Below are 20641 nucleotides of genomic sequence, written 5' to 3'. Positions count from 1 at the left end.
ATGCATTAAAGTATTATGGTATCGGTTTTTTGGGCATTTTCGGCATTGGCCAACTCTTCCTGTTTAGCAACCTGCTCCACATGCTCCATGATGGCATAGCTCAATTCTTTACAGCCTTCGCCATTAATCGCGGAGATAGCGAAATAACGCGTGTAGTCGCCGAACCCTTGCAGAAAAGCAGCGATCTTTTCATCTTTATCTTGTAGCAGGTCAAGTTTGTTGAGTACCAGCCAGCGCGGCTTGTTGTACAGCAATTCATCATATTTTTTTAGTTCATTCAGGATTGAATGGGCTTCATGCACCGGATCGACTCCCTCGTACATCGGGGCAATGTCGACCAAGTGCAATAGCAAACGGGTACGCATCAAATGGCGTAAGAACTGATGTCCCAGTCCCGCACCTTCGGCAGCGCCTTCAATCAGGCCAGGAATGTCGGCGATAACGAAGCTTTTTTCAGCCGATACCCGCACCACACCCAAGTTCGGATGTAGCGTGGTGAAGGGATAATCGGCTACCTTGGGGCGGGCAGCGGAAACCGCGCGAATGAAGGTAGATTTGCCTGCATTGGGCATACCCAACAAACCCACGTCGGCGAGTACTTTTAACTCTAATTGCAGTTCGCGCCGTTCACCTTCAACGCCTGGAGTGCATTGACGCGGGGCGCGGTTGGTGCTGGATTTAAAGTGCAGATTGCCTAAGCCACCTTTGCCACCTTGGGCAAGCAACATTTTTTGGCCATCGTGATCCAGGTCAGCAATCAATTCACCGGTATTGATATCAGTGATGACAGTGCCGACTGGCATGCGCAGTACAATATCTTCCGCACCTTTACCGTAGCAATCCGCGCCACGCCCCGCTTCACCATTGCGCGCGCGGTGATGGCGCGCAAAACGGTAATCCACCAGGGTGTTGATGTTGCGGTCTGCGAGCGCATACACGCTGCCACCCCAACCGCCATCCCCGCCATCTGGGCCGCCCTTGTCGATATATTTTTCTCGCCGAAAGCTGGCCGCACCGTTGCCGCCATCGCCTGCGATGACTTCAATTTTTGATTCGTCGATGAATTTCATGATGTGGGTATCCTACAAATAAAAAAGCCCTATCTCGCGATAGGGCTCATTGTACTTGAGCTAGGAGTACTTAAACTGGAACCACGAAGATAGTCTTGCGTCTTTGTGCACCTTTGACGGCGAACAATACCTTGCCAGCAATCTTTGCAAACAAGGTGTGATCCTTGCCCATGCCAACATTGTCACCAGCATGGAATCGCGTACCGCGCTGACGTACGATAATGCTGCCAGCGCTAATTAATTCGCCGCCATAGGTTTTCACACCGAGGCGTTTTGAGTGTGAATCGCGACCGTTACTGGTACTGCCGCCACCTTTTTTTGATGCCATGTTTCTTCTCCTTCAATATTACGCCGAAATGCCGTCAATGCGGATCTCAGTGAAGTTTTGACGATGACCTTGATGTTTTTGGTAATGCTTGCGTCGACGCATCTTGAAAATTCTGATCTTCTCGCCACGACCATTCGATACTATGGTTGCCGTGACAGTAGCGCCAGCCAATAAAGGTTGGCCAACAGATACTACATCGCCATTGCCAACCATTAGCACCTTGTCCAGCACAATAGCACTGCCGACCTCACCTGCAACAGTTTCAATTTTCAGGGTTTCGCCTGCGACAACACGATATTGCTTACCACCAGTCTTGATTACTGCGTACATAACAACCTCGCTTGAATGCGGTTTTACAGAGTCGCGCATTATACACAAATGGCCCTAGCCGTCAAAATGGTTTTTAATGAAAGCGTTATCAGCCGCCAATTCTGTGTCCTGTATTCCGACAACAGCTGGTTAATCCACATCCAGGTCGGCAAACAATTGAGTGGACAAATAACGCTCGCCATATGATGGAATCATCACCACGATCATCTTGCCAACATTCAACGGACGCTTGGCAACTTCAAGGGCAGCCCAAACCGCCGCGCCGGAGGAAATACCCACCAGCAGGCCTTCCTCCTTTGCCAGGCGCCGTGCCATATTGAATGCATCGGCATCTTTAACCCGTATTGCTTCGTGGAATATATTTTTGTTGAGTACTTCAGGCACAAAACCTGGCCCTATCCCTTGAATAGCATGCGGGCCACGCTGGCCACCGGAAAGTACGGGTGAGGCATCGGGTTCCACGGCAATTATTTGCACGGCCGACAAGATTTCTCTCAATGCTTCACCCACACCAGTGATAGTGCCCCCAGTTCCCACACCCGCAACAAAGATATCAATCATGTCGTCGGTGTCGCGCATGATTTCTGCGGCGGTGGTAGTACGATGGATGGCAGGATTAGCGCGATTAGAGAATTGCTGCATTACGAGGTAGCGCGAATCGGCCAAAGCCATTTCTTTTGCCCTCTTCATAGCCCCGGGCATGCCGTCCGAGCTTGGAGTTAGAATGAGCTCTGCGCCATAAGCCTTCATCAACAGACGGCGTTCACGGCTCATGTTTTCCGGCATTATGAAAGCGCACTTATAACCGCGAGCTGCGCAAACCATAGCAAGGCCGATGCCGGTGTTGCCCGATGTTGGTTCCAAAATAATTGTGTCTGGTTTAATTTTACCTGCTTTTTCAGCATCATCAATCATTGCCACGGCGATACGATCTTTGACGCTGAGCGCAGGACTGAAGTATTCCAACTTGGCAAGGATGGTGGCATCTATGCCTTCGCTCACGCGATTTAATTGCACCAGTGGTGTGTTACCTATCAGTTCCGAAACATTTTTTGCAATCTTCATCTACTTCCTCTCTTCCATTCATATTGCAGCATTCAGTGCCGGATTAGTCGTGTACTGCGTTGACCAAATAATACCTTATGAGAGGTTTTCCAGTCCAAGCATTTTCGGATCTGATGGTTATGGCACTCGATTAAGCAATCGTTGAATATAAATGATGCCGCGCCGGCAGGAGGCAGTTGGCGCGGTGCGGCCGCAGTTGCAGCGTGCCGCGCTTGTCGGCTGGCTGCAGATCCCACAGCGTCGAGAGCCACTGGCTCGCGTCGGCAGCGGCCGTCACGTCGGCGCGGTGGCGGGCGGGATGGGTGCGATCGATGCGGTCGGTGCAGTCGACGCGGCCACAGAAGACTGTGCAGTCGATGGCACCGGCGCGGTCGATGCCGTCCCGGCCGGCGCCGGTCGCGCTTCATCGCGGGCCGCGTTGCGTCCGGGGCGCCCATGAGCGTCGTCATAGCAGGCCAGTCGCCGCACCTCGTCGTCGATCGCCCACGCAGCCCGATACTTCAGGCGCTGCCCGCGCCGGCCGGGCCGGCGGCGGCCACCATGGTGACAGCCGTAGCGGGTGCGATCAAAGTCGAAGCATGATTCATCCGGTGTTCTCCATCGGGTTTGTAGCGGCTCGGGTCAAGGAATACGCGGTGCACGTCGAAGCTGGATCGATCCGGTTTTCTTCATCGGGCTGGCGCGGCCGCCGATGGCGGCATCGTATGAGCACCCGCATCACAGCGGCCAGTCGCTTGGCAGATCGACAGCAACGAGACGCGGCGGCGACATCGCCTCGACTGCGGTCAAAGGTCGCCGTCCGCAATCTCTTACGCTTCGAGCAGGAGTTCGAGATCGAACGCATTTGGTTGCCCCTCGTCATCGATGCGGCGAGGCCGGCGCAGGCAGGGGAATCATCGCCGAGGCATCCATGGCGATTCGCCTCAGCAGCTCCGTTACGGTCCGTGCTTGCGACTGCGCGGTGTCGTCGTGGCCCGCGATAGCGTACCTGCGCTCCTCGGTTCGCAGCAAGCGCGCCGGCCGCTCCGGCGACCACAACATGAGCCGAGCACCCGCATGCAACTGCCGACTGCTGCGCACATAGTCGAGCCGATCGAGCGTAACTTGAAGCGACATCTGCAGTGGCTGTTCGCCGCAATTCGTTTCGCAAAGTCGCCAACCGGGCAACATCTGTCGGACGGCCGCAGCGAACTCGCGCGATATGCCGATCTCGACGCGCTCGGCCCAGAATGTGTCAGGCCATTCCGCCAGACTGCTGTCGTCGGCGCGGTAGCGAACCCGCCGCGCTAGGAGATATTCCGGCACATCGATCCTGGCGACCGACATCACAGGCATTGACGCGCCGCCTCCACTGGCGGAGGCAGGCCCGAAGACGGCCGGCGGCAGGGTCAGGAGCGTCGGCACCGGTGTGGAAGCACAGCCGCCGAGACAGGCCGCCAGAACGGCCAACGTAGGCACATGAGACTTGATCACCGGCACTTTCATTTGCGTGTGTTTCCAAAGACGATGGCGTTGGGCTTTTCTTCAAGCAACTCGCTCAAGGAGCGCAAGCTCCGTGCAGCCTGCGACAGGTCTCTGACCGTGCTCTCCAGATCCGAACGCAGCGGTGCCCCCGGGGCAGCGATGTCGGCGATCCTCGTCATGGCCACCTTCGCGGTCTCGGCGGCCTGGCGGGCATTCATGAGCGTCGCCTGCAGCTCGGGCTGCGCAGCAAGAACCGTTTGTTGCGTCGTCTGCGTGAGCGACGTGATGGATCGAAGCGTCGTGTCGGCGCTGACCTGGACTTGCTGGATCGCCTGCGTCGCCGCCATGAGCGTCTTTCGGGACTCGGTCCCGACCGCTCGGACCTCTTCAGATGCTGCTACGAGAATGGCCTGTGAACTGTCGAGCGTCCGTTGCACGGTCAGCAGCGTCGTGCGTAGCTCCTGTACCGCCAATCGGACGTCGCCGACCGTGTCACGCAGGGGAAGATCGGCGACCTGGTCGATCAGGGCGTCGAAGCGGTCACCGACCACCGGGATCTCGGGGTTGTCCGAGAGTCCGTGCAAGGTCGCAGGCGAGTCGGGGAGAAAGTCGAGCTCGACCGCCTTTTGCCCCGTCACGATGCTCTGCGAAGCGAGCCGCGCGCGCAGGCCACGCTGCACGAGATACGGCAATTCGAGCGGCTGGTCCGGCGCACCGATCAGACGCAGCCCCGAGTACTGCAGGTTGAGCGTGACGGGCACCGTCGTCTTCAGGGATGCCGTGTCCATCAAGATGCCGATGTCCGCCACCTGCCCGACCGTGACGCCTCGAAAGGTCACCGGCGCACCGACCGACAACCCGCTCACATTGCCGTCGAAGTACACGCTGGCCTTTTGTTGCTTGCTGAACAGCTCGCTGCCGCTCAGCCAAAAGAGGGCTCCGATGGCAATGAACAGTGCGGCAAGGACGAAACTTCCAATCAGCAAAGCGTTTCGCTTCATGTGGGTACCTCGTGGTGTGTGGGGTCGGCGGCGCTGGTCGGCACTTCCCGATGCAGGAAGGCGTGGACCGTCGGGTGAACGCGCTGTCCGGCCAGGTCGCTCGGCCGGCCGTGTGCGATGGGCATCTTGCTGTCGGCATCGAGGAAGATGCCGTCGTCGGCGATGGCGAACAGGCTCGGCAGCTCGTGGCTCACGAAGACGACTGCGGCGCCGGTGCGTTCGCGGATGTCGAGAACGAGGTCGTCCAACCGGCGTGAGCTGATCGGATCGAGCCCGGCCGACGGCTCGTCGAGGAACAGCAGCGGGGGTTCGGCGGCGATGGCGCGGGCCAGTCCGGCCCGCTTCTTCATGCCGCCGCTCAGATCGAACGGATAGAACCCGACGAACTCGTCGAGGCCGACCCATTCGAGCACTTCGCGCGCCCTGGATTCCCGTTGCTTTGCGTCGAGCCGCGTCTGTTGAGTCAAAGGCAGGATGACGTTTTCCAGAACGGTCATCGACGACCAGAGGGCCGCACTCTGGAACAACATGCCGAAGCGAGAGCGCATCGCGGCGCGCCGCGTGGCGTCAGCGGCCCAGAAATCTTCACCGTCGTAGCTCACCGTACCCGCGGCTGGCGCCAGCAGGCCGACCATGTGCTTGAGCAAGGTGCTCTTGCCGCAGCCGCTGCCGCCCATGATGGCGAATATGCAGCCCGGGTCGACCGTGAACGAAACGCCCTGCTGGATCAGACGGCTGCCGAAGCGCATCTCCAGTTCGTCGACTGCGAGCAAGGCCATCAGATCCCCAGCGCGTTCGCGCAGACCGCGAACCCGGCGTCCAGGACGATGATCCCGACGATGCTGGTGACGACCGCGCCGGTGGTCGCCACGCCCACGCCGGCGGCGGTGCGCCTGGCGTAGAGGCCGTAATAGCAGCCGACCAGGCCGACCAGAGCGCCGAAGGCCACCGACTTGGCGGCGCCGAGCCCCAGATGCGACCAGGTCAATGCCTCTGCCGTGCGCTGAACATAGGCAATCGGCGAAACGTCGAGCATGGCGACCGCCACCACCATGCCGCCGACGAGGCCCGCGACGCAGGCGAAAACGTAGAGCAAGGGCAGCATCGCCAGCAGCGAAACCACGCGCGGCAAGACCAGGAAGTCGACCGCGGGAAGGCCGAGCACTTCGAGCGCGTCGATCTCCTCGTTGGTCTGCATGGTGGCGAGCTCGGCGGCGAAGGCGGCGCCCGTCCTGCCGGCGACGACCACGGCGGTGATGATCGCGGCCATCTCCCGCGCCACCGCGATGCCGACCAGATCCGCCACGAAGAGGCCGGCCCCGAACTTCGCAAGCTGTACCACGCCGACGAACGCCAGGATCGCGCCGACCAGCAGATTCACGACCGAGACGATGGGCACAGCGCGGGAGCCGCAGTCGGCCATGACGCGACCGAAGTCTTCGGCGCGGAAACGCCACACGCCTCGAAAAGCCCCAACACCCGACAGCAAAACCTCGCCGAGGAAGGTCACGGGCCGTTCGACGTCGCGAACGTTCATCGCGAGAAGCTCATGAGACAGGGAGCGGGTACGCTTTGGGTTGATAGATACACTGTAGTGGTCAAGTAATTTCGGACACAACGATAGATTTTTTTGCTGCTCTGTTCCGCTCAAAGACGGAGGGCGACAGTATTGCCCAATACTCAGTGTATGCAATTTCGCTCTGCGCGGCCAGCGCGGCTTCGGCAATGTCGAGTTGCTTGCTCAGCCAGCGGCGCGACGACAGCGCGTCGGGGTCATAGTCTGCCCCAGTCGCTGCCCGATGACGGGCTTCCACGGCCCCAGGCTGAAACCCATGCCGTCATCGAGCATCGCAAAGCGTCCGCTGGCGAGTTGTACGTTGCGACGGTAGATGGCCGGTCACGCGCTCGCCGTTAGCCACGACACAATGCGTCAGGCCGGTTTCCGCAGCAATGGTCTTGGCAGCAGCGTCAATTTCGCGTCTGCGTAACGTCTCCAACAGGTTGCGCACAAGAATCACGCGCTGCCCGCGTCGCTCGGCCAATCCCTGTTCGATCAGGAAATCTGACCGCTGCCGCAGTGCTCCGCGCGCCTCCCTGCCAAAACCGTTGTCGACGATACCGCTGGCGCCGCCGATCAATTGCTGATCCAACCAGATCGCGCCGATCACGCGGGCTTGCCGCTCAATGGGCAAGTCCGAACGCAGCTCCACCGACACGCCACCCAGCCGCTGCATGTCGTATTGCCGACCTTACTCAGGCAGGTCCGCTGGCACGCGCCAGACCTCCTCAGCTATCCTCTCGACAATGCCCGCTCGGCGCAGCGCTTCCAGCCGACGCACATAGCAGCGACCGTCTCTTTCGGATCGCGCCCAGCCGTGGCCTGATCTTGGTGATCGCCAGGTGATGGTCGGTGCAATACACCCAAGTGGAGAATCAATCAGTCCCTTGGCTGGGCGCTTTGTGGATGTAAATATTGCATCGCCTGACTCAGCCAGTTTCCTGATTGCACACAAATTACCATCCCGCACCAACGTTTCGATCGCAGCAAACAAAAAAACGCCTGTTTACCGCTGATTACCGAGGTTTTTTGCTGCGCACTTCTTTTTTTAAATTTCCAGATTTTCTATCTTTGGTTGGGTCGTTTCGTTCCGTAAGTTGTTCTTTAAGATCGTCCAATTCCTTTTGCAGTTTGACGACGATCGCTTTGCGTTGTGCGACGCGCTCATTCCAGCGGCTTACGGCTGCATCACGCTCCTGGATGGCGGTTTCGACCTCCGCTTGAGCGCGGGCAACCAATTCCTCCTTTTCCTTAAGTGTAACTTTAATGGTCGGCATCTTGCCCGTGCGCTGCGGTACCATGCTTTGTGTAAGCCGGACGGTGAGATCATTTTGCAGTTTGAGCACTTGCTCCAATGTTTTGATGTCCATGTTGTACACCCCTTAAATTTTGACGTTGAAATTGATGATCGGCAACGGAGTGACAGTGCCGGTATTGATGTAATCCCCGGTGGTGATGTTACCCATGAGTATGATTTTGGGACGATTGGTCAGCGACATGGCATTGACGTTGGCCGCGGCCTTGATGTGATTGCCCATAGCGATCAAATGTCCTCCCCACAAAAGCACACTCGCGCCTCGCGGGTTGGCCTCGGCGCTGAGATGGTCGCAGATATTGTTGTTAAAAGTCACCTTCTCGAAACGGAAATCGATGTTGTCATTTATTACAATACGCATGAATTCCACCAGATGAGTACGACCGGGCCCACTGAAGTGATTATCACTCACCTGCGCGCTGCCGAACATGTAGGCGAACTCGCCCGCGCCGCCAATGAAACGTACTGCCAGCGGCCCGATCAACAGCAATGCGCGATGTTCATTCACTGGTTCGAGCATGGCGGGCTGGGTATAACCGACACGGTTGCCGCTGATCTGGCAAGCGGGCATCCAGCCGCCGATGCCGATAGCATTGACCGTAGTGGCCTGGCTGCCATCGGCAGAAATGCCAGTATCGATCACCTCGCAATCTTCAATGCGCAGATGGGCACCGGAAGGCGTCAACACCTCTTCAGCGTACACGCCTATGCCTATCGCAAAATTGGGGGCGTAGCCGCAGTTGAGCACTCGGTTTTTGAGCAGCGCAGTGGTGCCACGCACGAACATCACCATGCCTAAGAGCAGGCAGGATTGCAGGAAATTGCCACTGATCTCCAGGTTAGTTTGCTGGGTGGCGGTAACGCCGGCGCCTGCCTGATCGATGCGATTACCCACTATACAATTGCGTTCGCCCTCACTAAGATGCACGGCGAAAAACACTTCGCGCAGGTCGTTGTTGTCGATACGACTGTCGCTACAATCATCCACCCGCACGCCGTACCATCCAGCGCCAGCTCCATCAATATGATTACCGACGACGACCGGGCAGGCGATACGCGAGACGACAATGCCCGATTGTGCACCTAGCAATTGATTGTCGCTCACCACGACGTGATCGGCACTAAAGCCATTTTTCGCATCGGCGAGGCAATAGATACCGGCGGGCACCGCCAATTGACTCACTTTGACGATTGCCTCCAAACGGTTGGTGGCGATAATTGCGTGGTCACCACTGACACGAATACCGCCCCATGCGGCGGAGAGCAGGTCGATCTGGTTACCACTCACTTCGCAACGAGAAGCTTCGATATCGATTGCGTAAAGGCGGGCATCCAGGTAGCTGCGCATTTGTGCGACATCGGATGGAAAGTTATCTTGCGTGATACCGGCGCTACGGCTGATGCGATTACCGGATATGAGCGAACCTGCGGCGTTATGGAGCAGAGAGATGCCGACCCAGAAATGGCGGATGCGGTTGTTCTCAATGCAGCAGGCTTGAGTGTGATCGGTGTCGATCCGGATGCCGTATTGGCCGTTAGAGCCATCGGCCTGACCGAGGAACTTACCGGTGATGCCTGCAATGGCGTTGTCGATGATGTGCAGACCGCCCTGATAATCCTGGCTCAGGATGCCGACGAGGAAATTGTCCAGGTGATTGGCGATCAGGTCGACATCGGTCACGCTACTCAAATTGATGCCGACATAGGACGGCGGTGCTTGCAGCGACGAATCCACAACCGCAAGCGCACAGTGTTCCACCCGTACCCGCGTGCAGCTGTCCAGGTACAGCAGCGTGCCAATATCGGCAGCAGCGGCTGTTGCCTCGAAACGTATGCCCTCGACGATGATGTCGCTGACCGGTGAACGGGCGTCGCCGATCTGCAAGGTTCTGGCTAGCCCGGCCGCACGCACGATAGTGCCAGGACTCTCGCCGCGCAGGATGATGTGTGAGGAGAGTATCTGAATAGTAGCACTGATGTTGTGCACGCCCGTTTTCAGGCACACGCAACCGCCTTCGTCCGGCAGCGAGTCGATCGCGGTTTGGATATTTTCACCGGGCGCGACGTTGACGGTGCAGCACCCGCCGCATTCGAGCGGCCATTTCACGCGGCAGTCGGTTTCGTCGTCGGGGAAGGTAACGATGGCCAGCCGCGCATAATGACGGTGGATGCCGCGCGGCGGCGCTTGGGTGTAGGTTTCCACCGAAGTGTCGTTGGTACGTGCTGCGGATACCCAATAATCCCCGCAGCGGAATCCATTGCCGGAGGGGTCGAGACTGAATTGAATTTGAATTCCGTTTTCCAGCACCACCCAGACGCCCGCAGCCGGCACCGGGATCAGACCGGTGCTGCCGGCCGCGTCGAGATTGACGATGACATTGTTGTTGGCATCGCGCACTGTGCCCTTCTGGTCCCAGCGCCGCACACGGGTGTGGCGGGAATCCAGGGTATCGAGGCCGCCGCCGGGAATGAGATTCGCCGGCAACGCGGGTGAGAAGCTGATGGTTTGCTTGGCATCGTCCACGCTGATCTTACGCATCACACCGCGACGCAACGCGGGGTCGCCGTTTTCACCACTGAGTTCACGCCGGTCGTCAAGTATCTCCACCCAGTCACCGGTATTAAAACGCAGCACCGCGTCGCGACCCAGGCTGGCCAATTTGAGTTCGGTGCTGGTCGCGGTCTGAGAGACAATTTCCACTACATTACTCGCCACGCTGGCATTGTCGCGCGACCATTTGAACTTCGCCGCACCCACGGCGCCACCATCGTGAATCTCGACGCGATAGAGCTGATTCTCCAGCCCGCGATAGCCCCCACCGGGCGGCAGTTCGCATGGATCAAGATCGGGCGGAACGCCCTCCGCCTTGATGGACATGCGCCCGCCGGAGGGAAGGGAAAGTGCTTGCCAGCCCGCTACCGTGATGTCGGGTGTGGTGCAGTTGGCGCCGCTGACATTAGCCAGCAAGCGAACCTGCCAGACAGTTTGCAGGCGCGTGGTGGTATCCACGCCCACGGCGCTTTCCACCAGATTAGCTTGCTGAAGATAAGTGACCTCGCGCTGCCAGACTTCGAGATAGGCGAGATGCGGTCCGCCGCCGGGCAAGGCTGGCGGCGCAGGAAAATAGGGCTGCAAATTATACGCCAGCGCCGTTTTTCCTCTCAGTTCGGCGAGCACAGCATCGAACTCGGCCGCGCCGCCGCCATGGTTCTCCGCCAACAGCCCATCCACATACATGCGACCGCGGCCGATGCTGATGTTTCCGCCGGCGGCCTCGATCTTGAAAGCGTCCGGCGTCTGCGGCGAGACCACCGCCACGCTCGTGATGCCCGGCGTAACATGCACGCCGAGCGTATCCACACTCTCGGCGCGCAAGCGTCTGTCCAGCACCGCCACCCACTCATTCCAATCCGAGTCCAGTTGCACGCGCCCTTGCTGCATCAAAACGCCGGACAAGTCGATGCGGGGATCGAATCGAACTCGGCTGTAATCTCCACTCATGACTTTCTCCTTATTGTGGCGGCAATGCCGCCCTTAGCTTCCGTAGATCAATCCCGCTTCCAGGCCAAAACGCAGATATTCTTCCAGCCGCACACGCAGATTGGTTTCGCGTTGCGGCTGATACAAACCATGTAGCACGCCCATCTCGCTCTCGTCATGGGCACCATGACGTATCTTGTCTGAGGTGCTCTGTAGCAACTGACAATAACCGGGATCACCATAATGCAACGAGGTGAATTGCGGCCATATCTGCTGATCGCTATCGTCAGGTTGGCAGTGATAACGGGACGGTGTGCGCGAGCCGGGCGGTATATAGGAAAAACGCGCGCAGCCTTGCTGGCGGCGTTCGGCCCAAAGCGGCGCTTTCCACTGATCACTGCCACTGGTTAGCGCGGCGACGAAAAGACAATCGCTGGCCAGCGTCAATTGCCGGGTGTGAACCTTGCCAATCACGGTGCAGCTTTCCAGCGTGAGCGCACCGCCTTCTGCAAGTGCATCGATGCCGGGGCCGCGGTAGGCGATAAGATTTTGCGCAGTTGCATCCACGATACATTCATTCAGCGAGACTTCGGCGTCGGCGACAATATGCAGCGGTGCGGTAATGCAGCGCTCCAGCTCTATCTTGGCGAAGGCATGATTTACCACCAAGCCGGGATCGTCTGCTTGTGGCGGTGAGCCATCGCCTTTGGTGCGCGGGCCGGGTACCAAAGTGCAATCGCGCAGCACGAGATAACGCGGTTGAGTGTCGGGAAAGGAGGCCATCATGAGTGTGCCGCCACTGATTACCCAGCCGTCGAGAATCAAGGTTGCTTCGGTGCCGAGCGTAAGCGTGATGTCGCCGCTCGCCGCCAACAGCGGGCGCGCGCCATTGACCGCCCGCAACACGACGGTCTTACCGGCATTCACGGTGATTGAGGGCGTCTCCACATAACGGTGGCTGTCGAGCACTTCCACCGTGCCGCCGCTCTGCACCGCGTTGAGCGCTGGCTGCAGTGCCGCGCCACCCTGCACAACTTGCACTGGCGTAACAGGAACGGCGGGGTCGCCGCGCTCGTATTCGCCGCCGCCGATGGCGATGGTGAAACCGTAATGAAAGCTCACCAGCGGGTCAGCGGCCGGCGCGTCAGCGAAGGCGATGCGGCCCAATACTGGGTCGACAGCCACCAGCCCGGAACCAGCAATCGGCTGGTGCGCCCAGGCAATGACATTGCCGCCACCGTCTTTGATGTCGCTGAGATCGCAGATGCAGATATTATTGTGCGCAATCAATTGCGGTGGATTGCCGTCCAATTCGAGCCATAAACTCTTGCCTGGACCGTAGTAGTCGTCAAGATGGGCCTTTAGCCAACGGCGCGCGAGCGGCATAGGCACATTGCGCGGTTCGGCCAGATGACTGATTTCTTCTTCCGTCTCCGGCGTGTTGTAAAGCGCCATGTCGGTACCCAACGGATTGAAGCGGAAGCGCAGTCCGCCACCAATATCTGGATCGGCTACGGCCTGCGATCGGGTTAGCGGAAACGCACGTACTCGCCACAAGTAAAGCCCGATATTGGGAATATTGTGACGCGCGGCACCGGTGCTGATGCGCCGCACGTCCACAGTGTGAGCTATGGTGTCGAAGGCGGTGTCGCGCCAGTGCAGTTTTTCCCAGTTGCGCAGATCCGGCGCGTAGTGTGCATGGGTACGCAGATGATTCATGTTCTGCGTCCAGCCCAGCAGCTGAAAGAATTCCACCGCCCGCGCCGGCCAGCCGGTGACATCTCGCGCCAGTTGCTCGAGCATCGATGCCGTACCCTTGCGGCGGCGATAGCGAATGGTGTTGGCTACGTCGGCGCGCGGCGAGGCTACATTGGGCACCACACCGTGCAGGGTGCGATAGCCGATGAGATCACCGATATAGGGCGCCACCCACGGCGCGCAAGTTTCGATGAATTGGTCGTCGTAGAGTTGTTCGAGATTTTCCTCCATGGCGGCCACCTGCTCGGCAATGACGGCGAGCAGCTCGCGCAACGGATAGCCTTGCTCCGCATCGCGGATGCGGTGGATTGCGGGCAGCAGTTCGTAGAGACGGTCGGCGGTCGTGTTCACGGCATCTCCTCCAGATAATCGAATGGGCCGGTGTCGAGCAACAATATTTCGGCGGCGATGCCATTACCCTGCGCATCAACCATCGCGGCGGTCGGTTTCAGTCGCTGTTCTAGCGTGGTAGCGGTGCCGCGATAGAAACGATCCAAATCCACGCCCAGCACGCCCTGCACCTCCTGCGCAATAGCGATAATCTCTGAGCGAGAGACAATCTGGCCGAAGTCGCGTGCGTCGAAGGAAAAGGCGGTGCGCAGTGCAATCTCGACGTCGGCCAATACCTTCTTGCCCTCGTAATCCGGATCGCATTTGATGCGCAGTGCCAGATAAAAGGTCGCCTCGTTGTACGCCTTCGTTTCGCAGTGCACCAGCGGGTCACCATTTTGCTTGAGAGTATTGAGCAGTTTGGCGAGAGTCAAATCCGGCGGTTGAACGCCGTTATCGCTGGCGACAGTGATGAATACAGTGCGCCCGGCACGGGTGTTGAGCACAGTGGCTTGGGCCTTGGCGATGCCGGTGAATGCGAGTGCGTAATCTTCATAATCTTGTACCGAGACCACACGCCCGAGTGTGCGCACACCCAGAGGCATGTTACGCCGAGCATGGGCTGCACTGTCCGCATTCACGCCGCCCGTGGCAGGCAACGGATTGCTCACTGCTTTCAAGCCCAATGGACGCGAGAGCAGTTGCGAGAGCTGTCCAGCTTGCAGATTGCCCGCTGTACCGATGCCCTTGCGATAAACGGCACGCAAATTATCCTGACCAGTCGGCAGGCGCGCGCCGTGGCGACCATCGCCAAACTGGATGGTCCCCGCACCGTCCTCTTCCACACGCAGCACGTAAGAGCGATCAGTAGCACCGGCCTGGTAGAGAGTGGGCGTCTCGTGCCAGCGGATATCGTTGACTCGCACCTCCAATGCCGCCTCGGCACCGGTCTCGTTCTCGGCGCCAACGAAGGTGAGCGGTGTATGTTTGAGGGTGTAGCGTTGATGGGAAAGTCGCGCCGCACCGCTGCCGAGAATCTGATTCACAGTCTCACCATGAGTGGCGAGCACAACGTTAGCATAGAGTTTGACACTGCCGCGCCGGTATTGATGTTGTAGCGGGGTAGTGAAAAATAGTTTGCTGGTATTGCCGTCCGCTTCAGTTCTCAGCAACGTCAACACTTCACACACCTCATCCCCGGCGGTGGTAGTGCCGCTAAGTATCAGCTTGCGGTCGGACGGAAGTTCTTCCACTTTGCGATCCAGACGTAGCGAATCTCCCGCCACGTCTGCAGTGATGGGCGTTTCCGCCAGCGTCAGTTTTTCACTATGGGCGAACACCGCCGTCTCGCGCAGCCGTTCATTGAAGAGCTCGCGCAGATTCTCACCTTTTACCTTCAGCCGCGTAGTTTTGCCGGTAAGCGTAAAACTGGCGCGTGCATCCTCGCCTGCGGCGTCAACTTGGTACAGTTCCTGATATTCGGGGATGGACAGCACCAGCCAGCCGTCGTGCACAATCTGCGGATAGAGCGCATCAAGATGTAGCGTATGAACGTTACGCGGATAGAGTCGTCCTTGCGGGATAATCTGCTTGGCTACGCCCGGCGGTGTCCACGAGAGCTTGATAATTGCCGCGCCGCCGTCCTCGTAATACTCCAGTTTGATGTCGTATTTTTTGCCAGAGGTAAGCGTAATACTGCCGCTGTGTTCAGTAGCGCCCTGAGGGATCCATTTATCGATAATCAAATGATTGTCAACCCACAGGCGCACACCGTCGTCGGAAACGGTGTGAAAGCTGTAACTGCCGGTTGAGGGCGCAGACACCCAGCCTGTCCAGCGCACCGAGAACGTGTCGGCGCCTATCAACGCATTGGGCGAACCGCTGCCCCAATCGAAGTTCACCGTAGTGTCGGTGCGAGTGAGCTTACGACTCGAAAGAGCTTTACTATCAAAATATTCGCCATAGAGACCCGTACCGGTAGTAGTGGCTGTCGGCGGGTCGGAAATCTCGGCGATGGTGAAGCCGGGCCATTCGGTGGTGGTGATAGTCGAGCCGGTCGGCAGCCCCAGATAGCCGCATTTAATGTCGTTGGACATTATCCGCCAGTCAGGGGCGTTATAACCGAACAGTGAGGCGCGCTGGCGTAGCACGTATACCTTGGGCTCAGCCGCCGGCGCGACGTAGGGTGAGCCAGTGCCCAGGCCGTGATCCAGCGTGACGATGGTACGATCTGCAGTGCTGTCGAGCACCACGCTTTGGACGCGACGGAAATCCCAGTTCTCGTTGCCAGTATTGTTTTCACGTTCCGTGCCGACGAACAGCAGCGCGTCACCGGCCTTAAGCTGCGTCGCGGTGTCCTGCAGATAAACGACCTTGGTGCCGAACACCGGCAGTTTCATTTCACGCATTTTCGGCAACAGGACGTTCCATGCCGGTCGCGCTTCAATACTCTCGACGGTCTCGAAGGTCTGCGGTTTTTCGTCAGGGCCGGGCATACTCTGCACCTTGATGCCGATGTCCAGCGTCACTTTGTCCGGTACGCCGGTAGCCTGCTTGGGGTCGCTGCTCACGGGTTGTGGCGGCGGTTCTTGCAGTGTGAAAGCGAGGTAGGTCTCCGCGGCAACGCCGGGTTTAAGACGATAGCCGATCAGCCGCGCCAATTCGCTCAACGACAGACGTTCGCTTGACGTGCGCAAATAGGATTCATTGGCGAGACGTTCCTGATAGAAGCTTAACACGTCGGCCATACACGCATAGGCGTCCAGCAGCGCAATGGAAAAATCATCACTGTCACGGGTGCGCAATTTTGCCAGCGCGGGATATTCCTGCGACGACAATCGCGCCTGAAGACTGGCCAGCACTTCGCTGTGCGTGCCGATGCGATAGGCGATAGCCGCAAGCCCCGGGCGGTTGTAGAGTAGCGCCGGTGTCTGGATCCCCACACCCGCGCAACAACCGCATGCGTCTTGCGATGATTGTTCTTCGCCGCTCATTTGCCGCCTCCTATCGAAAGCTTCAACACACCCCGTTCGGGGAAGTTGGGATCGTTGTCCAGTCGCGCGATCTCCAGGCGTCCGACTGTCAGCACGCCGTCATCCATGGGCTTGGGGTCAGGTGGCGCACGCAAACGCTGAAAAGTGTTAATCACTACCGAGGCCACGCCTTGTATCGCCTGTGCTGCTTCATAAAGCGCGCTGAGATAAACCGCTTGACCAAAGCTGAAATTATCGGGATGAAACAAGGCAGGCGTACCGTCGACCAACCAGCCGCGGCTAAATACACGTATCAGCGCGGCGCGTACATCGGCGCGAAAATAATCTGGCTTGACGCATACCGTCATTTCCAGCAGCAGGGGTACATAACTCGGACCATTCACCTCCAGGTCATAACCCGCCATGCGATAGCGCTCAACGTGGTCGCGGATGGTTTGCTCATAGATTGCATCCACCTCACCACCACCCTTGCGATCGACGGTGAGAAACACCGTGTACCAGCTACCAGTCCAGCGGAAGGTAGCGGCAGCACGCTGCACGCTGGGATGACGTTCCGTAACCTCGGCATAATCCGCCGGGGTGACCGCGCGTTCCTGAGTGCGAAACGCTTCTGGTGCATCGCGCCTGATGTCCTCGGCCTTCTCAGGATCGCTACCGCCCCGCGCCGGCAGCGGATTCGACGCACGCAATAGCCGCGCATCGTTGCTGACGATGTGCGCGATGGACTCCAGACCGATATTACCTGCCACACCGTTGCCAACGCGATAGCTCGCGCTAAATGTGGTGCTGACATCGGGGCGTTTGCCGTGATAATCATCGCCGAAACGCAGTAAGGCGCTGCCGTCGTGTTCGCTCTCCACCACGAACTCACTCGCCTCGGCATCGCTGGCGAGCAGATCCGGGCGTGGCAACCAAGTGTCTGGCGTGCCCTGGAAATTGCTGGCGAGAGAGATGGCGGGACGGGCACGCTGCGGCTCAGCGGCGGTGATCAATGCGGCGGCATCGGCCAGCGGCAACACCTGCACTTGGCCACTGTCCAACCGCAGACGATAGGCGCTCACGCCGTCAGACACCGACCACATGCCATCGCCGCCTTGCACTACCACTGGCCCTGCCTGCAACAGCACGCCCTGCGCCTGCAAGGCGTCGTGCAGTGCCGGTGTAAAACTGCGGGTCTGCAATGCGGTGATGATGGCCGCGGTCGTGGTAAAGCCGAACAATGGCGGAGCTGTCAGCAGCAAGGCATGAGTGAGCGGACGTTCCGCAAGTCGCGGCCGAAAACGTGGTGGCACGGCCTGCAAAAGCGGACGCTTGCAACTCAATACGTCGCTCTGAGATGTCAGGGTGAGTTGCGAGGCGGACACGGCACCCAAATCTTCGCCCGTCAGGGTGCGGCCATGATCGGCCAGCACGATGTTGCCGTAGGCCGCGCTCACTTCACCGAGATAAGTCGCGCCGTGATCCAGGTCAGTGATGGTCGACAGGCATAATGGAAACGGCAGTGCATCCTGTTCTGCCCAGCGGATCTCGGTGACATCCAGCGGATTATTGTTGGGTACTGGCAGAAATAAACCGCCGCAGGGGTCACTATTCAAACGCACATCAGTGAGACGCACCGCCCAGCGATGCGCACGGTCTGCATCTGTAGCAAATCCGGTGCGCGGGCCAAATTCTTCTGCAAACACCAACACATCGCCCGCCTTGAGATTGGGATAGTGCCCATTAAGCGTCGCGCACGTCGCACCCTTGGGCAGACAGCATTCGCGCTCGCCCCAGGAATAGAAACTGATGCGTTCGTGATCCTGATAAAGCAAAGTGTCTTCAACCGTCTCGAATACCAGCGCACCGTTTGCCAAGGCATCGCGCAGTTGGTCGCCGGACGGGGCGATACGCTCGGGTGTGTTAGGCACGCGCGTGAGCAACGGTGTGCCGCGTGGAATGTTTACACCGTCGTCGTTGACGAATAGCTGTACCCACACGCGGGCATTGCAGCCCTCGTGCACCCTGTAATCCACCAGCCGCGCATGACGGCGTAGCGAAATGCGCTTGCGCGCGGTAGCAAGATAAGCTTCGGTGGCGACGGCATCTTGCTGATAGGAAAGCTGATCGCCCACATAGGCCAGCATTTCCACCAAAGTTACACCGATATCGGCGGCGTTGCGGCTGTTCCAGTCCGGCATGAGTACGCTCATGCGGTCCAGCATCAGGCGGCGGAAGCTGGCGTAATCTTTAGCAAGATAATCGAGGCGTGGATTCGTCGCCGGCGGCGTAGGACAAGGGGTAACGCTGGCGCAATCGAAATCCGATTCGCACTGCACCTTGAACGAGAACTCAATCTCGCTCAAGCGCGGATCAAAACCGGCCGGCGGCGTGTCGTTACCGGGACCGCTCAACAGGCGTAGCGTATACAGCGAAAAATCCCCGTAAATCTTGGTGCGGATCACCATAAATTTATCGAGAGGCACGAGGCCGTCGACGAGGCCGGGTGGCTCACTGGCGGGCAGCGCATTAGCGATCGCAACCCACTCGATGTCCACGCTCTTGATGCGTTCGCCGCCTTCAATGCGGAAGTTGTCCTTGCCAAGAGTGGCGGGCACTACACGCAGGAATTTCACGAACAGCGTAAGCTGACGCGTGGAATCGCCGGAAATACCGCTGTCATGCACCTCCAGATATTCCAGACCGTTGAGGGTGCCGTTTAACTTCACTACTTCGCGACGGCGCTGATCGCAGCAGTAGTATTTCATGAGCCGCCTCCCGGCGCGCTGATCTGCGCCACGCCGCGAGTTTGCGTGCGGCGTTCTACATATTGCACGGTGATGAGCAAGGCGCCGTCCTGTGCCTGCACATCGACGGTGTCCACGGTGATGACATCGCTCAACCATTGCTGCAAGGCGCCTTGAATCAGAAATTGCGTAGTCGCCGCCACTTCCGGGCTGGCGGCGGCAAACACCAATTGCATCACGCCACTGCCGAAGGTGGGACGCATCACGCGTTCGCCCGGCGCAGTGAGCAACACCTGCTCGATGAGATCGCGAATGTAGCCGGACTCGTCCGTCTGCGCGGTGCGGCCGCGACCGTCGAAATGAAATGGAAAGTCGATCTGGCTCATGTCGCGAGTACCCTGGGTTGCACTACCAGCGGTAATAGGCCGGTGCCAGTAGGCACGCACACCGCCTGCCCCGTTTGTATCAACACCGGCATACCACCAGCCAGCACCCGCACTGCACCCACCACCCACTGCGCGGTAACGCAGGGCGGGTTGGGCGTGCCGGTGAGAGCGCAGCCGGTAATCGCATAGGGCGAGGCCAGTGTGGTAACCGGCTGGCCGCTCAGCAGCACACGCGGAAATGGGGTGAGCGGCGTCGCCGGCCCTGCGTGCATGCAGATTACCGTGGCGCCAAGATGAAGGACAGGTGCGGGCATAGTAGCGTTCTCCTTATATCACCGTGAGTGCCCCGAGATTGATGTCCACCGTCGGTCCGGTGAGATTGATCACTGCGCCCTTGCCGTTAGAAATCATGATGCCGATATCGGTCACCGAGATCATGGCACCGGTCGCGGTCTGCAACTGAATGCCACCAGTGGGGCCAGGCACATCGCTGATAACCAGGCCATTCTTGAGCGGGGTCTGCAGCGTGATGCCGGGCACTGCGGGCGGCACCATATGCGATAGCAGCGGCAGCTCTGCGGCACTGCCCCAGAAGCAGCCGACCCATATTGGGTAATCCGGATTACCCTGTTCGAACTCTACCCACACGCCGCTACCGATGATAGGCAACGCAAACATGCCCATGTTGATCCCGGCCAGCGGCACGCAGGGCATCGCCCAGGTTGTGGGAATAAGCCCCGCCACATCAGGCACCTGCACCTGCAATCGTCCCATCTGCATCGGGTCTATATTATTGAGCACCATACCGCGGTACTTGCCGAAGAAATTGCCGCTAT

General features: G+C 58.9%; 17 protein-coding genes and 1 pseudogene. All 18 read right to left on the bottom strand.

Going from position 1 to position 20641, the window contains the following annotated elements; translation table 11 throughout:
* Positions 1 to 5: 5 nt before the first annotated feature.
* On the bottom strand, positions 6 to 1070 hold the full coding sequence (gene obgE, locus MKZ32_RS02990; RefSeq protein ID WP_239795908.1) for a GTPase ObgE: 1065 nt from the start codon (positions 1068 to 1070) through the stop codon (positions 6 to 8).
* Between the two features lie 70 nt (positions 1071 to 1140).
* A complete protein-coding gene (rpmA, locus tag MKZ32_RS02985; RefSeq protein WP_239289476.1) occupies positions 1141 to 1398 on the bottom strand; it encodes a 50S ribosomal protein L27 in 258 nt (85 codons plus the stop codon).
* A gap of 18 nt (positions 1399 to 1416) precedes the next feature.
* Positions 1417 to 1728 carry a 50S ribosomal protein L21 gene (rplU, locus tag MKZ32_RS02980; RefSeq protein WP_239795907.1) on the bottom strand — a complete coding sequence of 104 codons (312 nt, stop codon included), beginning with the start codon at positions 1726 to 1728 and terminating at the stop codon, positions 1417 to 1419.
* Between the two features lie 129 nt (positions 1729 to 1857).
* Complete coding sequence (cysK, locus tag MKZ32_RS02975; RefSeq protein ID WP_239795906.1) at positions 1858 to 2793, bottom strand: cysteine synthase A; 936 nt, start codon at positions 2791 to 2793, stop codon at positions 1858 to 1860.
* Between the two features lie 858 nt (positions 2794 to 3651).
* Positions 3652 to 4278: a PqiC family protein gene (locus MKZ32_RS02970; protein WP_239795905.1), complete on the bottom strand. Its 627-nt coding sequence runs from the start codon at positions 4276 to 4278 to the stop codon at positions 3652 to 3654.
* The gene (locus MKZ32_RS02965; RefSeq protein WP_239795904.1) at positions 4275 to 5258 is read right to left on the bottom strand and encodes an MlaD family protein; all 984 of its coding nucleotides are present in this window, start codon (positions 5256 to 5258) and stop codon (positions 4275 to 4277) included. Before MKZ32_RS02965 ends, MKZ32_RS02970 begins: the two co-directional genes overlap by 4 nt.
* A complete protein-coding gene (locus tag MKZ32_RS02960; protein WP_239795903.1) occupies positions 5255 to 6037 on the bottom strand; it encodes an ABC transporter ATP-binding protein in 783 nt (260 codons plus the stop codon). The genes MKZ32_RS02965 and MKZ32_RS02960 overlap by 4 nt, the downstream gene beginning before the upstream one ends.
* On the bottom strand, positions 6037 to 6795 hold the full coding sequence (locus MKZ32_RS02955; RefSeq protein WP_239795902.1) for an MlaE family ABC transporter permease: 759 nt from the start codon (positions 6793 to 6795) through the stop codon (positions 6037 to 6039). The genes MKZ32_RS02960 and MKZ32_RS02955 overlap by 1 nt, the downstream gene beginning before the upstream one ends.
* 61 nt (positions 6796 to 6856) lie before the next feature.
* Positions 6857 to 7072, bottom strand: a complete 216-nt coding sequence (locus tag MKZ32_RS02950) for a hypothetical protein (protein WP_239798180.1) — start codon at positions 7070 to 7072, stop codon at positions 6857 to 6859.
* A 24-nt stretch (positions 7073 to 7096) separates the two neighbouring features.
* Positions 7097 to 7786 (bottom strand): annotated as a pseudogene (locus tag MKZ32_RS02945) (DUF3363 domain-containing protein).
* Between the two features lie 46 nt (positions 7787 to 7832).
* On the bottom strand, positions 7833 to 8186 hold the full coding sequence (locus MKZ32_RS02940; protein WP_239795901.1) for a hypothetical protein: 354 nt from the start codon (positions 8184 to 8186) through the stop codon (positions 7833 to 7835).
* 12 nt (positions 8187 to 8198) lie between these two features.
* Positions 8199 to 11633, bottom strand: a complete 3435-nt coding sequence (locus tag MKZ32_RS02935; protein ID WP_239795900.1) for a DUF6519 domain-containing protein — start codon at positions 11631 to 11633, stop codon at positions 8199 to 8201.
* Positions 11634 to 11666: 33 nt separating this feature from the next.
* Complete coding sequence (locus MKZ32_RS02930; RefSeq protein WP_239795899.1) at positions 11667 to 13601, bottom strand: hypothetical protein; 1935 nt, start codon at positions 13599 to 13601, stop codon at positions 11667 to 11669.
* Positions 13602 to 13717: 116 nt separating this feature from the next.
* On the bottom strand, positions 13718 to 16693 hold the full coding sequence (locus MKZ32_RS02925; protein ID WP_239795898.1) for a putative baseplate assembly protein: 2976 nt from the start codon (positions 16691 to 16693) through the stop codon (positions 13718 to 13720).
* A complete protein-coding gene (locus tag MKZ32_RS02920; RefSeq protein WP_239795897.1) occupies positions 16690 to 19440 on the bottom strand; it encodes a putative baseplate assembly protein in 2751 nt (916 codons plus the stop codon). The genes MKZ32_RS02925 and MKZ32_RS02920 overlap by 4 nt, the downstream gene beginning before the upstream one ends.
* Entirely contained in the window at positions 19437 to 19805 is a 369-nt protein-coding gene (locus MKZ32_RS02915; protein ID WP_275584312.1) for a GPW/gp25 family protein, read from the bottom strand. Before MKZ32_RS02915 ends, MKZ32_RS02920 begins: the two co-directional genes overlap by 4 nt.
* Complete coding sequence (locus MKZ32_RS02910; RefSeq protein WP_239795896.1) at positions 19802 to 20119, bottom strand: hypothetical protein; 318 nt, start codon at positions 20117 to 20119, stop codon at positions 19802 to 19804. The genes MKZ32_RS02915 and MKZ32_RS02910 overlap by 4 nt, the downstream gene beginning before the upstream one ends.
* A gap of 13 nt (positions 20120 to 20132) precedes the next feature.
* Positions 20133 to 20609 (bottom strand): phage baseplate assembly protein V, encoded by a 477-nt coding sequence (locus MKZ32_RS02905; RefSeq protein ID WP_239795895.1) that lies wholly within the window; start codon positions 20607 to 20609, stop codon positions 20133 to 20135.
* Positions 20610 to 20641 lie beyond the last annotated feature (32 nt).

Origin of the sequence: Candidatus Nitrotoga arctica, from assembly GCF_918378365.1 — a bacterium.
GTDB classification, from domain to species: Bacteria; Pseudomonadota; Gammaproteobacteria; order Burkholderiales; family Gallionellaceae; genus Nitrotoga; species Nitrotoga arctica.
Note: the sequence above shows the minus strand (reverse complement) of the source record. Positions and strands in the feature narration are given on the sequence as shown.